Annotated in this window: 16 protein-coding genes; 8 read left to right on the forward strand and 8 right to left on the reverse strand. The window is 72.4% G+C overall.

All coding sequences use genetic code 11. The features are described 5' to 3' along the window. Positions 1-77 precede the first annotated feature (77 nt). Positions 78-2,867 carry a penicillin acylase family protein gene (locus tag ACWCV9_RS07970; RefSeq protein ID WP_450784787.1) on the forward strand — a complete coding sequence of 930 codons (2,790 nt, stop codon included), beginning with the start codon at positions 78-80 and terminating at the stop codon, positions 2,865-2,867. An 18-nt stretch (positions 2,868-2,885) separates the two neighbouring features. On the opposite strand, the gene ACWCV9_RS07975 is transcribed toward ACWCV9_RS07970, so the two are convergent. Both ACWCV9_RS07975 and ACWCV9_RS07980 read right to left on the reverse strand, forming a co-directional pair. Continuing rightward, positions 2,886-4,187, reverse strand: a complete 1,302-nt coding sequence (locus ACWCV9_RS07975; protein WP_450784789.1) for a serine-threonine protein kinase — start codon at positions 4,185-4,187, stop codon at positions 2,886-2,888. Positions 4,188-4,270: 83 nt separating this feature from the next. Continuing rightward, positions 4,271-5,494, reverse strand: coding sequence for an exo-beta-N-acetylmuramidase NamZ family protein (locus ACWCV9_RS07980; RefSeq protein ID WP_450784791.1), 1,224 nt, complete (start codon positions 5,492-5,494; stop codon positions 4,271-4,273). Between the two features lie 161 nt (positions 5,495-5,655). On the opposite strand from ACWCV9_RS07980, the gene ACWCV9_RS07985 reads away from it, so the two are divergent. Genes ACWCV9_RS07985 through ACWCV9_RS07995 form a run of 3 tightly spaced genes read left to right on the forward strand, consistent with a single transcriptional unit; the run spans position 5,656 to position 8,713 of the window. After that, the gene (locus tag ACWCV9_RS07985; protein WP_450784792.1) at positions 5,656-6,429 is read left to right on the forward strand and encodes an SDR family oxidoreductase; all 774 of its coding nucleotides are present in this window, start codon (positions 5,656-5,658) and stop codon (positions 6,427-6,429) included. After that, the gene (locus ACWCV9_RS07990) at positions 6,426-8,093 is read left to right on the forward strand and encodes a class I adenylate-forming enzyme family protein (protein ID WP_450784794.1); all 1,668 of its coding nucleotides are present in this window, start codon (positions 6,426-6,428) and stop codon (positions 8,091-8,093) included. Before ACWCV9_RS07985 ends, ACWCV9_RS07990 begins: the two co-directional genes overlap by 4 nt. Positions 8,094-8,119: 26 nt before the next feature. Further along, positions 8,120-8,713: a TetR/AcrR family transcriptional regulator gene (locus tag ACWCV9_RS07995; protein WP_385846594.1), complete on the forward strand. Its 594-nt coding sequence runs from the start codon at positions 8,120-8,122 to the stop codon at positions 8,711-8,713. 75 nt (positions 8,714-8,788) lie between these two features. Here the strand turns inward: ACWCV9_RS07995 and ACWCV9_RS08000 are convergent, their stop codons facing one another. The 3 genes from ACWCV9_RS08000 to ACWCV9_RS08010 form a co-directional block, all read right to left on the reverse strand. Next, positions 8,789-10,003, reverse strand: coding sequence for an acyl-CoA dehydrogenase (locus tag ACWCV9_RS08000; protein WP_450784795.1), 1,215 nt, complete (start codon positions 10,001-10,003; stop codon positions 8,789-8,791). A gap of 6 nt (positions 10,004-10,009) precedes the next feature. Further along, positions 10,010-11,032, reverse strand: a complete 1,023-nt coding sequence (locus ACWCV9_RS08005; protein WP_450784797.1) for a phosphotransferase family protein — start codon at positions 11,030-11,032, stop codon at positions 10,010-10,012. Between the two features lie 168 nt (positions 11,033-11,200). Continuing rightward, a complete protein-coding gene (locus tag ACWCV9_RS08010) occupies positions 11,201-11,500 on the reverse strand; it encodes a hypothetical protein (protein ID WP_450784799.1) in 300 nt (99 codons plus the stop codon). A gap of 114 nt (positions 11,501-11,614) precedes the next feature. Here ACWCV9_RS08010 and ACWCV9_RS08015 point away from each other — a divergent pair, with 114 nt between their 5' ends. Further along, complete coding sequence (locus ACWCV9_RS08015; RefSeq protein ID WP_450784801.1) at positions 11,615-12,556, forward strand: NADP-dependent oxidoreductase; 942 nt, start codon at positions 11,615-11,617, stop codon at positions 12,554-12,556. An 18-nt stretch (positions 12,557-12,574) separates the two neighbouring features. On the opposite strand, the gene ACWCV9_RS08020 is transcribed toward ACWCV9_RS08015, so the two are convergent. Together ACWCV9_RS08020 and ACWCV9_RS08025 are read right to left on the reverse strand one after the other, a co-directional pair. Beyond that, positions 12,575-13,090, reverse strand: coding sequence for an NUDIX domain-containing protein (locus ACWCV9_RS08020; RefSeq protein WP_450784802.1), 516 nt, complete (start codon positions 13,088-13,090; stop codon positions 12,575-12,577). Between the two features lie 39 nt (positions 13,091-13,129). Next, positions 13,130-14,026 (reverse strand): DMT family transporter, encoded by an 897-nt coding sequence (locus ACWCV9_RS08025; RefSeq protein WP_450784804.1) that lies wholly within the window; start codon positions 14,024-14,026, stop codon positions 13,130-13,132. Between the two features lie 295 nt (positions 14,027-14,321). Between ACWCV9_RS08025 and ACWCV9_RS08030 the strand changes: the two genes are divergently transcribed. The 3 genes from ACWCV9_RS08030 (at position 14,322) to ACWCV9_RS08040 (ending at position 16,753) form a co-directional block, all read left to right on the forward strand. Then, the gene (locus ACWCV9_RS08030) at positions 14,322-15,296 is read left to right on the forward strand and encodes a hypothetical protein (protein ID WP_450784805.1); all 975 of its coding nucleotides are present in this window, start codon (positions 14,322-14,324) and stop codon (positions 15,294-15,296) included. A gap of 118 nt (positions 15,297-15,414) precedes the next feature. After that, positions 15,415-16,143, forward strand: coding sequence for a molybdopterin-dependent oxidoreductase (locus tag ACWCV9_RS08035; protein WP_450784807.1), 729 nt, complete (start codon positions 15,415-15,417; stop codon positions 16,141-16,143). After that, positions 16,127-16,753, forward strand: a complete 627-nt coding sequence (locus ACWCV9_RS08040) for a cytochrome b/b6 domain-containing protein (protein ID WP_450784808.1) — start codon at positions 16,127-16,129, stop codon at positions 16,751-16,753. The genes ACWCV9_RS08035 and ACWCV9_RS08040 overlap by 17 nt, the downstream gene beginning before the upstream one ends. Positions 16,754-16,988: 235 nt before the next feature. Here ACWCV9_RS08040 and ACWCV9_RS08045 read toward each other — a convergent pair whose 3' ends face one another. After that, positions 16,989-18,386 carry a GntP family permease gene (locus tag ACWCV9_RS08045; RefSeq protein WP_450784810.1) on the reverse strand — a complete coding sequence of 466 codons (1,398 nt, stop codon included), beginning with the start codon at positions 18,384-18,386 and terminating at the stop codon, positions 16,989-16,991. Positions 18,387-18,393 lie beyond the last annotated feature (7 nt).

Raw genomic sequence — 18,393 nt, forward strand, 5'->3', positions numbered from 1 at the left:
AAAAGTGACGCATGTTCATCTTCAAACTCGGGGATACCGGCGGTAACGTTCGCGCACCCCCGTCGCTAGGAGCTGCCATGCCACGGCGAACCCCACGCACCGCCCTGCACAGACTGAGAACGTCCCGCCGACTCCCCGGGTTCCTGAAGACCGCGTCGGTATGCGTCCTCGTCGCCGCACTTCTTTCTCCGCTCGGCCAGACGGCGGCGACCGCCGCCACCGCGACCGCCTCGAACGACTACTGCGGCGGCCAGTGTTCGGACATCCTGCCGCCCGGCGAGAACGGCAACGCGACCCTCGCGCAGATCCTGCTCAACCAGGCCTTCGGCACCCAGCCTGCCCACGCGGTGGACCAGCTCGGGCCGTACGCCGGGCTGGCCACCGGCTACCCGGGCGTGACCGACTCGACCATCAACACCTTCTTCAACGACGCCTCCTTCGGCGTCCCCTCCGACCAGGTCGCCTCCACCGAGAAGCCGGCCGGACGCTCCGACGTCACCATCGTCCGCGACAAGAAGGCCGGTGTGCCGCACATCACGGGCACCACCCGCTACGGCACCGAGTTCGGCGCCGGCTACGCGGCGGCCGAGGACCGGCTCTGGCTGATGGACGTCTTCCGGCACGTCGGCCGCGGCCAGCTGACCTCGTTCGCGGGCGGCGCGGCCGCCAACCAGGGCCTGGAGCAGCAGTTCTACCGCAACGCGCCCTACACCGAGGCCGACCTCCAGGCGCAGATCGACAACGCGGTGGCGAAGAGCGGCGCCCGCGGCCAGCAGGCCCTCGCCGACGTCAAGGCCTACCTCGACGGCATCAACGCCTATATCGACGCCTCCGACAGCGGCCGCTACTTCCCCGGCGAGTACGTCCTGACCGGTCACAAGGACGCGATCACCAACGCCGGCACCATCGACCACTTCAAGGTCACCGACCTGGTGGCGCTGGCGTCGGTGATCGGCTCCCTCTTCGGCTCCGGCGGGGGCGGCGAGGTCAACAACGCGCTCTCGCTGGCCGCCGCGCAGGCCAAGTACGGCGTCGAGGAGGGCACCAGGGTCTGGGAGTCCTTCCGCGAGCGCAACGACCCCGAGGCCGTCCTCACCGTCCACGACGGCCGGAGCTTCCCGTACGCCGCCAAGCCGGCCGCACCCAAGGGCGAGGCCCTGCCCGACGCCGGCTCGGTGACCCAGGAGCCGCTCGTCTACGACCGCACCGGCAGCGCCGCCACCGCCGGCGCCACCAGAGCCTCCGCCACCGCCGCGAGGACCGCGCTCGGCTCGGCCAGGCGCGGCATGTCCAACGCCCTGGTGGTGAGCGGCAAGTACACCGCCAGCGGGCATCCGATCGCCGTCTTCGGACCGCAGACCGGCTACTTCGCCCCGCAGCTGCTGATGCTCCAGGAGATCCAGGGCCCCGGCCTCAGCGCCCGCGGCGCCTCCTTCGCAGGACTCAGCATGTACGTCGAGCTGGGCCGCGGCCAGGACTACTCGTGGAGCGCGACCACCTCCGGCCAGGACATCATCGACACCTACGCCGTCGAGCTGTGCCAGGACGACTACCACTACCTGTACCACGGCACCTGCACCGCCATGGACAAGGTCGAGCAGAAGAACGCCTGGTCACCGACGACGGCCGACTCCACGCCCGCGGGCTCGTACACCATGCGGGTGTGGCGGACGAAGTACGGGCCGGTGGAGTACCGGGCGACCGTCGGCGGCAAGAAGGTCGCCTACACCACCCTGCGCTCCTCCTATCTGCACGAGGCCGACTCGATCATCGGCTTCCAGATGCTGAACGACCCCGACTTCGTCAAGAGCCCGCAGGACTTCCAGAGCGCGGCCCAGCACATCAACTACACCTTCAACTGGTTCTACGCCGACTCACAGCACACCGCGTACTACAACAGCGGTGACAACCCGGTGCGGGCCGACGGCGTCGACGCCGAGTTCCCGGTCTGGGCGCAGCCGGCGTACGAGTGGCGGAACTGGGACCCGGCCGGCAACACCGCCGACTACACCCCGGCCTCCGCCCACCCCAACTCCGTCGACCAGGACTACTACATCTCCTGGAACAACAAGCAGGCCAAGGACTACACGACCGCGCCCTGGGGCGACGGCTCCGTGCACCGCGGCAACCTGCTGGAGGACCGGGTGAAGAAGCTGGTCGCGGCCGGCGGGGTGACCCGCGCCAAGCTGGTGCAGGCCATGGCCGGCGCCGCCGTCACCGACCTGCGCGCCGAGGACGTCCTGCCCAGGCTGCTCAAGGTGATCGGCACCTCGGCGGTGACCGACCCCACGGCCGCCGACGCGGTGAAGAAGCTCCAGGCCTGGGTGAGCGCGGGCGCCAGGCGCACCGAGACGTCCGCCGGCTCCAAGACGTACGCGGACGCCGACGCGATCCGGATCCTGGACGCCTGGTGGCCGCTGCTGGTCAAGGCCGAGTTCGAACCCGGCCTCGGCAGCGACCTCTACACCGCCGTCACCAACAATTTGCCCGTCGACGAGGCCCCGTCCGCCGGGCACGGCCCGACCGGCTCGCACGCCGGAAGCTCCTTCCAGTACGGCTGGTGGAGCTATGTCGACAAGGACATCCGGGCGGTGCTGGGCGAGACCGTCCAGGGCGGGCTCGCCGAGAAGTACTGCGGCGGCGGCGACCTCGGCTCCTGCCGGGACGTCCTGCTCGGCACCCTCAAGCAGGCGGCCGGCCTGACCGCCGCCCAGGTCTACCCGGGCGACGACCAGTGCTCCGCCGGCGACCAGTGGTGCGCCGACTCGATCGTCCAGCGCACCCTGGGCGGCATCAAACACGGCAAGATCAGCTGGCAGAACCGGCCGACCTTCCAGCAGGTCGTGGAGTACACCTCGCACCGGTGAGGCGTACCGGGCGGCGGGTCAGGTGATCCGGCCCGCCGCCAGGACCAGCCGCGCCAGTTCGGGGTGCACGATGTCGCTGTGCGCCCCGGACGGCGCGCCGCCGTTGCGGACGACGGCCGCCGCGTCCACGTTCACGCACCCCGACGCGGGCAGCGGCCCGCGCAGCGCCGCCGCGAGGTCCAGCCGGACGGTGCCCGGCACCGCCTGCACCCCGTCGTGGCCCATCGCCCCCCACTCGGGGCCGAGCACCGCCGCGATGTCGGCGCCCAGCACGGAGCGGTCGTCCCCGGACAGCCGGGAGGCCAGCGGGTAGAAGGTGCCGAGCGCCGCGTCGAAGTGCGAGTGGCAGCACACCAGCGGACCGTCGATCCGGCTCTGCCGGTCCTTCAGCGTCCCGGCCGCGTCCGGGTCGTGCGGCAGCCGGGCCGCGAACGCGTAGTGCGAGAAGGCCCCTTGGAGCAGCGTCACCGACTTCACCGTGCGCACCCCGGCGGGCAGTCCGCGCAGCGCGAACGACACCAGCCGCCCGCCGAAGCTGTGCCCCGCGAGATGCACCCGCACCCCGGGGGCCGCTCCGGCCAACTGCCCGACCAGCGGACCGAGTCCGTGCTCACCGACCGTTCCGGCGCGCCCCTTCATCGTGTAGTACGTCATCTGCCGCAGCAGCTCCTTGGCCCCCTCCCACGGGTTGGGGAGGCTGAACTCCTCGCCTGCGCCGTCCGGGCCGACCGACCGGAGCGCCTCGGCGAACTGCGCGCACACCGCCGCCGGGTCCTCGGTGAACAGGGCCGGTTCCCCCGCCTCGTCCGTGTCGGCCGCGCCGGGCCGCCCGGTCCCGTCCGCCAGCAGCCGTGCCAGCCGCCCGAACTCGCGCAACCCGGACTCGCCGTCCGGCCGTTCGTCGAGCATCCGGGCCAGCTGGTCGACCACGCTCGCCCGGCCCGGAAAGGTCTCCAGCAGCGCCCGCCGGGTGTCCTTGTCCAGTGCCGGGCCGGGCGCGGCGGCCGCCTCCGCGGCCGCCACGGTCCGCGGGAAGTCGGGGATCGGCTCGTCGCTGAACCGCATCGACGGCCAGATCACCCCCACGTACCCGATCCGCGCCCCGGGCGCGAGCCCCGGGACCGGGGCGAAGAAGCGGCGGTACAGCGCGGTCGCGCCGGAACGGTCGTTGTTCCAGCCGTGCGCGAAGACGATCAGGTCACGGACGCCGCGCTCCGTGACCTGCGCCAGCAGCCGATCGCGTTCGGGAGGGTCCACGTCCCCGTCCGCGTCGAAGGTCAGCTCCCAGTAGGGAGTCACGCTCATCCCAGGATCCGCCATGCCAGGCTCCCTCGTCCCCCCTGAAACGATGCGTCGCGGACGCATCGTCCTGCGCGGGGGCGAAGTTGGCCATACCCGGCGCCTCACCTGTAGAGGAGATATTCCTTTCGAACCCGCCGGAAGGCGGCCAACTCGTCCTGCCAGGCGCCGGTCACCTCGTCGGTGCCGGCCCCCGCGTCGATCATCGTGCGCACCCGGTCGGAGCCGGTGAGCCGGTCGATCCAGTGGTCCGGCCGCCAGGCGAAGCCGTCCCACACCTTCCGCGCGGTCACCAGCAGCCCGATCCCGGTGCGCACGGGGTCGTAGCCGGCCCGGTCGGTCACATGGATCTGCACCCCGCCGACGGTCTTCCCCTGGAACTTGGAGAACGCGGGCACGAAGTACGCCTCCCGGAACCGCACCCCGGGCAGGCCCAGGGCGTTCGCGGCGGCGGCCCAGCGGCCGTCGAGCCCCTCGGCGCCGAGCAGCTCGAAGGGCCGGGTGGTGCCCCGCCCCTCGGACAGACTGGTGCCCTCGAACAGGCAGGTGCCGGAGTACACGAGTGCCGTGTCCGGGGTCGGCATATTGGGGCTCGGCGGCACCCAGGGCAGCCCGCAGGCGTCGTAGAACTCCTCGCGCCGCCAGCCCGTCATGGTCACGGTCTCCAGCGCGACCGGCGTCCCGAGGAACTCCCCGTCGAACAGCCGGGCCAGCTCGGCGACGGTCATCCCGTGCGCCTGCGCGATCGGCTGCCGGCCGACGAAACTGGCGAACTCCCGGTGCAGCACCGGCCCCTCCGCCGTGCGCCCGGTCACCGGGTTGGGGCGGTCCAGGACCACGAAGCGCTTGCCGGCCAGCGCGGCCGCCTCCATGCAGTCGTACAGCGTCCAGATGTACGTGTAGAAGCGGGCGCCGACGTCCTGGATGTCGAAGACGACGGTGTCCACGCCGGCGGCGGTGAAGATGTCGGCGAGCGCCTGTCCGCTCTTGAGATACGTGTCGTAGACCGGCAGGCCGGTCGCCGGGTCGGTGGAGCGGCCCTCGGAGCCGCCCGCCTGCGCGGTGCCCCTGAATCCGTGTTCGGGGCCGAACACCGCGGTCAGCCGGACCCGGGGGTCCTGGTGCATCACGTCGACGATGTGGGTGGTGTCCCTGGTGACGCCGGTGGGGTTGGTGACGACGCCCACGCGCTGCCCGTTCAGCAGCGCGTAGCCGTCGGCCGCGAGCCGTTCGAAGCCGGTCCGCGGCGTCGCCCGGTGTCCGGGCGCCGGGACGGCCGCGAATCCGGCCGATGCGAGGAGGTTCCTGCGGGACAGGGGGAGAGGCATGGGTGGTCTCCGTCGGGTGCAGGGTGTGGGTCGCCCCTCTGAGGTTGGTGCGGCGACCCTTCCTTTTACACATACCGACTGGTTAGTCTGTCGCTCGCTGAGCCGAGTCGCGTCGTGTCGAAGTCGTCGCAGGCGTGTCGCAGTCGTGTCGAAGGAGACCGATGGTGGAAGCCGTGCAGGATGCCGGAGTGGTCGTCACCGGGGCGGGCGGAGGGATCGGGGCCGCGTTGGCCCGGCGGTTCGCCGCCGCGGGGGCCAGAGTCGTGGTCAACGACCTGGACGCCGGGAAGGCCGAGGCGGTCGCCGAGGAGATCGGCGGGATCGCCCTGCCGGGGGACGCCTCCACGATCGTGGCTGCCGCCCGCGACGCGCTCGGCGGCACGGTCGACGTCTACTGCGCCAACGCCGGTGTCGCCTTCGAGGACGGCGGCGACGGCGGGCCGCTGGACGAGAAGTCCTGGGCGCTGTCCTGGGACGTCAACGTCATGGCGCATGTGCGGGCCGCCCATGAGCTGCTGCCGGACTGGCTGGAGCGGGGCCGGGGCCGGTTCGTGGCCACCGTCTCGGCCGCCGGGCTGCTCACCATGATCGGCGCTCCCTCGTACAGCGTCACCAAGCACGGCGCCTACGCCTTCGCCGAGTGGCTGTCGCTGACGTACCGGCACCGGGGCCTGAAGGTGCACGCGATCTGTCCGCAGGGCGTACGGACCGACATGCTGGTCGCGACCGGCAGCGCCGGCGAGCTGGTGCTCCAGCCGAACGCGATCGAGCCGGAGGCCGTCGCGGACGCCCTGTTCCAGGGCATCGAGGAGGACCGCTTCCTGATCCTTCCGCACCCCGAGGTGGCCGGCTACTACCAGGGCCGGGCCGCCGACCCGGACCGCTGGCTGCGCGGGATGAACCGCGTCCAGCGCAGCTGGGAGGAGGGCCGATGACCACCTCCGGATACGCGGCCCGGCCCTGGCTCGCCCTGCTCACCGAGGCCCAGCGGGCTCCGGTCGACCCCGCCGACTCGCTGGTGCACGCCCTGCGCGCCGCCGTCGCCGAGGCCCCCGACCGCACCTTCCTCGCCTACTTCGACGCCCGGCTGAGCTACCGCGAGGTGGACGAGCTGAGCGACGGCGTCGCGGCCCACCTCGCCGCGCGCGGGCTGGAGCGCGGCGACCGGGTGGCCGTCCTGCTCCAGAACTCCCCGCACTTCGTGCTCGCCGTACTGGGCGCCTGGAAGGCCGGCGCCACCGTCGTCCCGGTCAACCCCATGTACAAGGCGGGCGAGGTCGGCCATGTCCTGCACGACGGCGAAGTGGCCGCGCTGATCTGCTCCGACCGGGCCTGGGAGGCGTACCTCAGGGACACGGCCGCGCAGTCGCCGGTGCGGATCGTGCTCACCGCGTGCGAGCGCGACTTCCAGACCCGTGACGACGCCCGCGTGCTGGCCTTCGAGCGGCTGCCCCAGGCGGCCGACGCCGACGACCTGGTCGCGGTCGCCCGGCAAGGCGGCCGGGCGCCCGGGGGCCGGGACCCGCGCCCGGGCGACATCGCCCTGATCAGCTACACCTCGGGCACCAGCGGCACCCCCAAGGGCGCCACCAACACGCACGCCAACATCATGCACAACGCCGAGCGCCAGCGCACCGGCCTGGGGCTGCCCGAGGCACCCGTCTACTACGCCCTCGCACCCCTCTTCCACATCACCGGCATGGTCTGCCAGTTCGGCGCCTGCCTGGCCGGTGCCGGCACCCTGGTGCTCACCTACCGGTTCGAGCCCGGGGTCGTCCTGGAGGCGTTCGCCGAGCACCGCCCGCACTACACCGTCGGCCCGTCCACGGCGTACATGGCGCTGGCCGCCCACCCGGACGTCACCCGCGAGCACTTCGCCTCCTTCGTCAACATCTCCTCCGGCGGCGCCCCGGTGCCACCGGCCCTGGTGGAGGCGTTCAGGGAGCGGTTCGGGCCGTACATCCGCGTCGGCTACGGCCTCACCGAGTGCACCGCCCCCTGCGCCGCGGTGCCGCCCGGCCTGGAGGCGCCCGTCGACCCCGTCTCCGGGACGCTGTCGGTGGGCCTGCCGGGCGCGGACACCGTCGTACGGATCCTGGACGAGTCGGGCGCGGAGGTGCCCTTCGGCGAGCAGGGCGAGATCGTCGTCCGCGGACCGCAGGTGGTGCCCGGCTACTGGCGGCGCCCGGACGCCACCGCCGAGACCTTCCCGGACGGCGAGCTGCGCACCGGCGACATCGGGTTCATGGACGCCCAGGGCTGGCTGTACGTCGTCGACCGCAAGAAGGACATGATCAACGCGTCCGGCTTCAAGGTGTGGCCCCGCGAGGTCGAGGACGTCCTGTACACCCATCCGGCGGTGCGCGAGGCGGCCGTCGTCGGTGTCCCCGACGGCTACCGCGGCGAGACCGTCAAGGCCTATATCAGCCTGCGTCCGGGCGCGGAAGCGGACCCCGATGAACTCGCGGTGTACTGCAAGGAGAGACTGGCCGCCTACAAATATCCGCGTCAGGTGGAGATCCTGGCCGACCTGCCCAAGACGGCGAGTGGCAAGATCCTCCGTCGGGAACTGCGTTCCCGGACGCCGAAGACCCGATGACCCGAACGGAAAGGCAGGTGGCGGCAGTGCCCAGGACGACGGACGGAGACGGGGTTCCCGTCCCGCAGCGGCTCCTCGCCGCCGCCACCCGGCTCTTCGCCGAGCAGGGCTACGACCGCACCTCCGTGCAGGAGATCGTGGAGGCGGCCGGCGTCACCAAGGGGGCGCTGTACCACTACTTCGGCTCCAAGGACGACCTGCTGCACGAGGTGTACGCGCGCGTGCTGCGCGTCCAGCAGGAGCGGCTGGACCATTTCGCCCGGATGGACGCGCCGGTGGAGAAGCGGCTCCGGGACGCGGCGGCGGACGTGGTGGTCACGACGATCGACAACCTCGACGACGCGATGATCTTCTTCCGCTCCATGCACCATCTGAGCCCGGAGAAGAACAAGCAGGTCCGGGCCGAGCGCCGGCGCTATCACGAACGCTTCCGGGCGCTGATCGAGGAGGGCCAGAAGGAGGGCGTCTTCTCCACCGCGACCCCGGCCGACCTGGTCGTGGACTACCACTTCGGCTCGGTCCACCACCTGTCGACCTGGTACCGCCCGGGCGGCCCGCTCACCCCGCAGCAGGTCGCCGACCACCTCGCCGACCTGCTGCTGCGGGCCCTGCGCCCGTAGGGCATCCGAGAAAGGCCCGGCCGGACACGGCCGAGGGGCGGTCCCGCCGACGGGACCGCCCCTCACGCACATCCGCTACAGGTACTTCTTCAGCTCGCGCCGGGCCAGCGACCGCTGGTGCACCTCGTCCGGGCCGTCGGCCAGCATCAGGGTGCGGGCGCTCGCGTACAGCTCGGCCAGCGGGAAGTCCTGGCTCACCCCGCCGGCGCCGTGCAGCTGGATCGCACGGTCCAGGATGCCGACCACCGCACGCGGCGTGGCGATCTTGATGGCCTGGATCTCGGTGTGGGCGCCCTTGTTGCCGACGGTGTCCATCAGCCAGGCCGTCTTCAGCACCAGCAGCCGCAGCTGTTCCACCGTGACCCGGGCGTCGGCGATCCAGTTCTGCACCACGCCCTGCTGGGCCAGCGCCTTGCCGAACGCCGTACGGGACACCGCCCGCCGGCACATCAGCTCGATGGCCCGTTCCGCCATGCCGATCAGCCGCATGCAGTGGTGGATCCGGCCGGGACCGAGCCGGGCCTGGGCGATGGCGAAGCCGCCGCCCTCCTCGCCGACCAGGTTGGTGACGGGCACGCGCGCGTGGTCGAAGACCACCTCGGCGTGGCCGCCGTGCCAGTGGTCCTCGTACCCGAACACCTGCATGGCGCGCTTGACGGTGACACCGGGCGTGTCGCGCGGGACCAGGACCATGGACTGCTGGCGCCGGATGTCCGCGCCGTCCGGGTCGGTCTTGCCCATCACGATGAAGACCTTGCAGTCCGGGTTCATCGCCCCGGAGATGTACCACTTGCGGCCGGTGATGACGTACTCGTCGCCGTCCCGCTCGATCAGGGTGGTGATGTTGGTGGCGTCCGAGGAGGCCACCTCCGGCTCGGTCATCGCGAACGCCGAGCGGATCTCGCCCGCGAGCAGCGGCTCCAGCCACTGCTTCTTCTGCTCGTCGTTGCCGAACTGGGCCAGCACCTCCATGTTCCCGGTGTCCGGCGCCGCGCAGTTGGTCGCGGTGGGCGCCAGTTGCGGGCAGCGGCCGGTGATCTCGGCGAGCGGCGCGTACTGGAGGTTGGTCAGCCCGGCGCCGTGCTCGGCGTCCGGCAGGAAGAGGTTCCACAGGCCCTGCCGGCGCGCCTCCGCCTTCAGCTCCTCGACCACCGCGGGGGTGTCCCAGGGCGAGGCGAGCGCGGCCCGCTGCTCCTCGGCGACCGCCTCGGCGGGGTAGACGTACTCGTCCATGAAGGCCAGCAGCCTGGCGCGGAGTTCCTCGGTCCTTGCGTCGAACGCGAAGTCCATGGCGGGTCAGCCTTCCTGAAGGGTGGTCAGTCCGTGGTCGATGAAGACGGGTACGAGGTCGCCGATCCGGTCGAAGCCGCGCCCGACCGTCTGGCCCAGCGTGTACCGGTAGTGGATGCCCTCCAGGATCACGGCGAGCTTGAACCAGGCGAACGCCTCGTACCAGGCGACGGCCGAGACGTCCCGCCCCGAGCGCGCCGCGTACCGCTCGATCAGCTCCTCGGGGGACGGGTGCCCCGGGGCCTCGGCGGTCGTGGACACCGGCGAGTCGGCCATGCCGAGCGGGCGGCTGTACATCACCAGCAGGCCCAGGTCGGTGAGCGGATCGCCGAGCGTGGACATCTCCCAGTCGAGGATCGCCCTGATCCGGTCGTCGTCACCGATGAGGACGTTGTCGAGCCGGTAGTCGCCGTGCACGACCGCGGGCGCGGGGGAGGCGGGCAGCCGGCGGCCCAGGGTCGAGTGCAGCTCGTCGATGCCCGGCAGGTCGCGGTTGCGGGAGGCGTCCAGCTGCTTGCCCCAGCGGCGCAACTGCCGGTCCAGGAACCCCTCCGGACGGCCGAAGTCGGCGAGGCCCACTTCGCCGGGGTCCACCGCGTGCAGCTCCACCAGGGTGTCCACCAGGGACAGCACCGCGTTCCGGGTGCGCTCCGGGCCCAGCGGGGCGAGCTGCTGCGCGGTGCGGTACGGGGTGCCCTCGACGAACTCCATGATGTAGAAGGGCGCGCCGAGCACGTCCTCGTCCTCGCACAGCAGCACCGGCCGCGGCACCGGAACCGTCGTCGGGTGCAGCGCGCTGATCACCCGGTGCTCGCGCTTCATGTCGTGCGCGGTGGCCAGCACATGGCCCAGCGGCGGCCGCCGTACGACCCAGCGCGAGGTGCCGTCCGAGAGGGCGTAGGTGAGGTTCGACCGTCCGCCCTCGATCAGCCGTCCGCTCAGCGGGCCGTCCACGAGACCGGGACGTTCGCGGTCGAGCAGGGCGCGCAGCCGGTCCAGGTCGAGTCCGGGCGGGTGGTCGGCGCTCATACATCACTCCTACGAACGGGTGAACAGGACGCCTTCATGATGCCGACCGGTCGGTATGCCGTCCAGTGCGCGGCGCGTCCCGGAAGTGAAAGTGATCGGCGCCACCTTATGCCGACGGCTCCCCGGCGCGCTGCCCGGGGAGCCGTCCGGCCCCTGCCCCTGGTGGGCTCAGTGGTCGTCCCAGTGGCCCTCGTGCTCCGCGTGCCGGTGCCCGTCGTGCAGGTAGTCGACGTGGTCGCCGTGGCGCACAGAGGTGTGCCCGCAGTCCGCGCCGTGCGCGTGGGCGTGCCCCTCGTGCGGGGCGTGCCCGGCCGGTTCGCACTCGTCCCAGTGGCCCTCGTGCTCCCGGTGCAGATGTCCGTCGTGCACGTAGTCGAGGTGGTCGCCGTGCGGCACGCCCTCGTGCCCGCACTCCGGGCCGTGCCGGTGAGTCCCGTGGTCGGTGTGTTCCTGGTGAAGCGTGGTCATGGCGCCCGCCTTAGGGGGTACGGGGGTGTGGCGACGGACAGGCTACGCGCGCGAACGGCGTATATCGCTACATACCGGTTGCGTGGCGTACGAGTACCCCGGAGGGTCGAAGGCATGAAGGCCATCAGCTACAGCCGCTACGGCGGCCTCGATGTACTGGAGTACGGCGAGGTGCGCGACCCGAAGGTCGGCCCCGACCAGGTACTCGTCAAGGTGCGCGCGGCGGCCGTCAACCCCGTCGACTGGAAGTGCCGTGAGGGCTACCTCGACGCGGCGCTGGACGCCGTCTTCCCGGTCATCCCCGGCTGGGACGTCAGCGGGGTCGTCGTCCAGCCCGGCGCCGCCGTCACCGAGTTCGCCGTCGGCGACGAGGTGATCGGCTACGTCCGGGAGGACTTCCTCTCCCGGGGCACCTTCGCCGAGTACGTCGCCGCGCCCGTGCGCACCCTGGCCCGCAAGCCCCGCAACCTCACCTACGAGGAGGCCGCCGGCCTTCCGCTGGCCGGGCTCACCGCCTACCAGGTGCTGGTCAAGGCGCTCCAGGTGCAGCGCGGCGAGACCGTCCTGGTGCACGCGGCGGCCGGCGGCGTCGGCTCGCTGGCCGTGCAGCTCGCCGCCCACTTCGGCGCCCGCGTCATCGGCACGGCCAGCGAGCGCAACCACGACTACGTCCGTGGCCTCGGCGGCGAGCCGGTGGCCTACGGCGACGGGCTGGCCGAGCGGGTGCGCGGGCTGGCCCCGAACGGGGTGGACGCGGTCTTCGACACCGTCGGCGGGGACGCCCTGAAGGCCTCCGCCGAGCTGCTCGCCCCCGAGGGCCGGATCGCCTCGATCGCCGACGCCGAGGTGGTGGGCTACGGCGGCCGCTACTGCTTCGTCCGCCCGGACGCCGAGGACCTGACCCGCCTCACCGAACTGGCGGAACAGGGCGCCGTGAGCGTGCACGTGCAGGAGACCTTCCCGCTGGAGCGCACGGCCGACGCCCACCGCGTCAACCAGGAGGGCCGCACCCGGGGCAAGATCGTGGTGACGGTCGACTGGGACGACGAGGCCTGACGCCGGCCCCCCGGCGCCTCACCGGCCCGCCCGGAACTCCTTCAGCCGCTCGTACGCCGCCAGCCCGTCCGGCACCCACTCCCAGCTGCCGAGCCGCCGCTCCACCTCCTCCTCGGGCAGGAAGTCGTGCCACTGCACCTCCTCCACCTGGGGGTGGACCGGCAGCTCGCAGCGCACCTCGTACACCGCCGACCACCAGCTCTGCCCGGCGCCGTCGTCGTACAGGAACTTGAAGAGGTACTCCGGCCGGGGCAGCCCGGTGACCCCCAGCTCCTCCTCGGCCTCGCGCAGCGCCGCCTCGTCGTAGGACTCGCCCGCGCCCACGACCCCGCCGACGAACATGTCGTACATCGAGGGAAAGACCAGCTTGGTCGCGGTGCGCCGGTGCACGAAGAGCCGGCCGGCGGCGTCCCGGGCCTGGACGAACACACAGCGGTGCCGCAGCCCGCGGGCGTAGACCTCGCCGCGCGGATACTGGCCGACGACCCGGTCGTGCTCGTCGACGGTGTCGAGGATCTCGTCAGCAGGATTCATACCGGTATCCAACCAGCCAGGCACCCGGGCGGAGGCTCCTCAGCGGCGCTGGAGGTCTCTGGCCGGCGGTTCCGACTGCGGCGCCCCGCAGGGCATCGCCGGGTGCAGGCCGAGCAGGACGATGCCCGCGACGATCGCCGCGAGTCCGGCCGCCTCCCAGGCCAGCGCCCCGGTGCCGGTGCGCAGCCGGTCGCCGAGGAAGCCGACCCCGCACAGGATCCCGGCGAGCGGCTCGGCCGCGGTGAGCGCGGGCAGCGACATGCGCAGCGGTGCCGTCTCGAAGGCGCTCTGCACCAGGATCAGCCCGGTGACCCCGCAGGCCAGCACCCCGTACGGCTGCCAGCCGGTGAGCAGCTCGGCGAAGCCGCCCGCGGCGAAGCGGGTGCCGCTCACCCGGGTCAGGGCGTCCTGCACGCCGTAGAGCAGCCCGGCGGCGGTGGCCAGCAGCACCGGACCCCAGCTCAGCCGGGACCGTTTGGCGTACGTCGTGAGCAGCAGGGCCGCCCCCACCATGGCGCCGATGATCAGCCAGTGGCGCAGCGGATCGGTGACGGCGCTGCCGGAGCGCGGCTCGCCCGCCAGGATGAACGCGCTCACCCCGCCCGCGAGCAGCGCCAGCCCGGCCCAGCCCTGACGGCCCAGCGGCTGTCCGGTCTGCCGGCGGGAGAGGGCGAGCGCGAACAGCAGATTGGTCGCGAGCAGCGGTTCGACCAGGGAGATCTCGCCCTCGCCGAGGGCGACCGCGCCGAGCACCATGCCGGTCACCATCAGCGCCAGCCCGCCCAGCCAGCGCGGCACCCGCACCAGGTCGAGCAGCAGCCGGAAGGAGAGGAAGTCGCTGAGCGGGGCCTGCTGTGCGGCGTTCTGCTGGAGAACGAAACCGAAGCCGAGGCAGCAGGCCGCGCTCACGGCGAGAAGGAGAACCAGAACGGACACGCTGCGTACCTCGATCATCCGGCCGGACCACGGACGCGTCGTGGCCGACTGTAGCGCTCCGCGGCCGCATTGCCCCGGAGAGTACCCGGAACCGGGCAGTTCACCCGGTCGTCCGGCCATCGTGCGTGCCCCCGGAGCGGGGCGCCATGGCGCACGCCACACGGGTGGACCAAGTGCCGCCCAAGACCCGATAGTTGAAGCCAATATCAGTCCGGTTCCGCTTGACGCAAACCTTGGCTGAGGGTTTGCTGTGCGTGATCGGTCGATGGCAGCCCGAACAACAGGAAGTCCCGCGGTGCCTCCACTCCCGCCCCTGCTCGGCGCCGGCCGGGCCCCCACGGACCCGCCCGGCGACCCCGCGCCGGACCCCTCCGGCGCCTACGACGACGCCCTCGACGACGCCGAACTCCGCTCCGCCCGCGCCGCGTTGGCCCAGGGCCGCCCCCAGGCCGCCCGCTCCCTGCTGCGGCGCACCGGCGACGACTGGGACCGTCGCGGCCACCGCCTCACCGTGCTCGCCGGGGAACCGTACGCCGCCGCCTGGGCCCGGGACTGGCTGCACGGCGAACCCGGCTCCGCCGACGCCGCCACCCTGCTCGCCCTCGCCCTCGTCCACCGCGCCCTGCACGGCAAGGAGGACCCCGACCAGGCCCGCGCGGCCTGCGCCACGGCCGCCGCGCTCGCCCCCGCCGACCCCACCCCCTGGCTCGGCCGGCTCCTGCTCGCCCGCACCCTCGGCCCGGAGCGCGAGACACTCGCCGTCTTCGCCGAGCTGCATCGCCGCCACCCCGAGCACCACCACGGTCACCATCTGCTCCTCGCCCGCCTCGCCGAACACCCGGCGGGCGGCCGCGACGAGTCCCACGAGGTGTACGACCTCGCCGAGCTGGCCGCCGCCCAGGCCCCCGCCGACTCCCCGCTGGCCCTGCTGCCGGTCGTCGCCTACGCCGAGCGCTACCGGGTCCTCGCCGCGGCCGGCCTGGCCCCGGCCGACCCCGCCGCCTCCGGCCACTGGTCCGGCCCGCGCGCCCGGCGCATCCTGCGCGCCTGCTTCGACTGGTGGCTGGAGTGGGAGCACGACGAACACCCCCGCCGCCACATCGACCTCAACCACCTCGCCTTCGCCCTCGACTGCGCCGGCCGCGCCGCCGAGGCCGCGGCCCTCTTCCGGCGCATCGGCCGGCACGCCACCCCGGAACCCTGGGCCTACGCGCACCGCGACCCCCGGGCCGCCTTCCACACCGCCCGCGCCCGCGCGCTCGGGCAGTGAACCGCCCGGGCGGTGAACGCCGGGCCGCTCCGGGCCGTACCCAGGAAGTGATGACGGAAGTCTGACGGCCCACCCGATCCCCTGGCCCCCGTACGGCCCCGAGTGCTCGAATGAGAACGTGAACGCTGAACAGCCCGAGGAGCCCGGCGGCAGCCCCGTCGGCCGCCGCGTCTTCCTCGGCACCCTCGGTCTGGGCGCCCTCGGCGTGCTCGCCGCGCCCACGCTCCAACGCGGCCTGGAAGGATTCCTCGGCAGTGTCGCCGGACAGGACCCCACCGGGCTGACCGGACTGCTGCCCAACGGCGGCGGCTTCCGCTACTACTCCGTCGCCGCCTCCGTGCCGCACCGGAGCGCCACCGACTACCGCCTCACCATCGACGGCCTGGTCGACCGCCCACGCAGCTACACCCTGGCCGACCTGCGCGCCCTGCCGCAGACCCGGCTGGTCAAGGACGTGCAGTGCGTCACCGGCTGGCGGGTGCCCGGCACCCCCTTCGAGGGCGTCCGCCTCTCCCACCTGCTGGACGCGGCCGGAGTCCGCTCCTCCGCGAAGGCACTGCGCTTCACCTGCTTCGACGGCACCTACACCGAGAGCCTCACCCTCGACCAGGCCCGCCGCCCGGACATCCTGGTCGCGCTGCGCATGCAGGACAAGGACATCGGCCACGACCACGGCGGCCCCGTCCGGCTCTACGTCGCCCCCATGTACTTCTACAAGTCGGCCAAGTGGCTCTCCGGGATCACGGTCACCGACCGGGTGGAGCCCGGCTACTGGGAACACCTCGGCTACGACGTCGACGCCTGGGTCGGCCGCTCGAACGGACGGACCGATGAGCCTACGAGCTGAGACCCCGGCCCCGCCGAGCGCCCGGATCCGCCGCTTCGGGCACGCCCAGCGCTGGGTGCACCGCACGACGGCCGCGCTGATGGGCGTCTGCGTGCTGACCGCGGCCGTCCTCTACATCCCGCAGCTGGCGATCCTGGTGGGCCGGCGGGAACTCGTCGTACGCATCCACGAGTGCGCGGGCCTCGCCCTGCCGGTCCCGGTCCTGCTCGGCCTGGCCTCCCGTGCCTTCCGCGCCGACCTGCGCCTGCTCAACCGCTTCGGCCCGCACGACCGGGTGTGGCTGCGCGCCGCCCTGGTCCGCGACCGGCGCCACAGCTCACGCCCGGCCGGCAAGTTCAACGCCGGGCAGAAGATCTACGCGTCCTGGATCGCCGGTGCCGCCCTGGTCATGCTCGGCACCGGCCTGATGATGTGGTTCACCCATCTCGCGCCGCTGGTGTGGCGCACCGCGGCCACCTTCGTCCACGACTGGCTGGCCCTGACGATCGGCGTGGTCCTCGCGGGCCACATCGGCATGGCCCTGGGCGACCCGGAGGCACGCAGGGGCCTGCGCACGGGCACGGTGAGCCGGTCCTGGGCCAAGCGGGAACACCCGCTCTGGCGCCCGTGACCGGCCCCTCCTGTCGTACCGCTGCTAGGGCCTCTCTTTCGGATCCTGCCGACGTCGCGGGCCCTGGCACGCACATCTGCGGCGTTGTCGTCCCTCTCCCCCACGCTCGGCTGCTCCCCCACTCTCGGCTCCGCTCGAGCGGGGGGACCCCCATGCGCGGGGGGCACCCCCATGACCCCGCTCGGGTCGGCCAGAAAGCGTCGGCATCGCAGCGACCTGATCCGGAAGAGAGGCCCTAGATGACCAGGGACAGCAGCAGGACCAGACCGCCGCCGACGACCGAGATGATCGTCTCCATGACCGACCAGGTCTTGACGGTCTGCCCGACGCTCAGCCCGAAGTACTCCTTCACCAGCCAGAAGCCGGCGTCGTTGACATGGCTGAAGAAGAGCGAGCCGGCGCCGATGGCCAGGACCAGCAGGGCGGAGTGGGTCGTCGATATGTCCGCGGCGAGCGGGGCGACGAGACCCGCGGCCGAGACGGTCGCCACCGTCGCCGAACCGGTCGCCAGCCGGATCGCCACGGCGATCAGCCAGGCCAGCAGCAGCGCCGGGATCGACCAGTCCTTGGAGATGTCCAGGATCATCTGGCCGACGCCGCAGTCGATGAGCGTCTGCTTGAAGCCGCCGCCCGCGCCGACGATCAGCAGGATGCCGGCGATGGGCATCAGGCCCTTGTCCACCGTCTGCCGAAGCCGGTCCCGGGTGAAGCCGGCGGGCCGGCCCAGCGTGAAGAAGCCGACGATCACGGCGGCGAGCAGCGCGATCAGCGGGGAGCCGATCACGTCGAAGACGCGCTGGGTCGAGTTCGCGGGGTCGTCGTAGACGATGTCCACCAGCGCCTTGGCCAGCATCAGCACCACCGGCAGCAGCACGGTGGCCAGCGTGGCGCCGAAGCCGGGACGGCGCTCCAGCTCCTCCGAGGCGCGCTGCGGCAGCATGCGGTCCGGGGCCGGGACGTCCACCCAGCGGGCGGCGACACGGGAGAACAGCGGACCGGCGATGATCACGGTCGGTATCGCGACCAGGATGCCGAGCGCCAGCGTGACACCCAGGTTGGCCTTGACCGCGTCGATCGCGACCAGCGGGCCGGGGTGCGGCGGGATCAGGCCGTGCATCACGGACAGACCGGCCAGCGCCGGGATGCCGATGCGCATCAGGGAGTAGTTGCCGCGCTTGGCGACCATGAGCACCACCGGGATCAGCAGCACGATGCCGACCTCGAAGAACAGCGGCAGGCCGATCACGGACGCGATCAGCACCATCGCCCAGGGCATCGCCCGGCCCCCGGCCCTGGCGAGGATCGTGTCGACGATCTGGTCGGCACCACCGGAGTCGGCGAGCAGCCTGCCCAGGATCGCCCCGAGCGCGATCAGGACGCCGACGCCGGCCACGGTGGAGCCGAGCCCGGTGGTGAAGCTGGTGATGGCCTTGTCGAGCGGTGCTCCGGCGACCGCTCCGAGCGTCAGCGACCCGATGGTCAGCGCCAGGAAGGCATGGAGCTTGAACTTGGTGATGAGCAGGACGATCACGGCGATGCCCACCAGCACGGCGATGCCCAGCTGGGCGTGTCCGGCGGAGGTGATCGGCGCAGGCGCGTCCGCTGCCAGCATCTCGACGCTGAGTCTGGTCACGGGGGTT

The sequence above is a fragment of the Streptomyces sp. NPDC001606 genome (genome assembly GCF_053596835.1).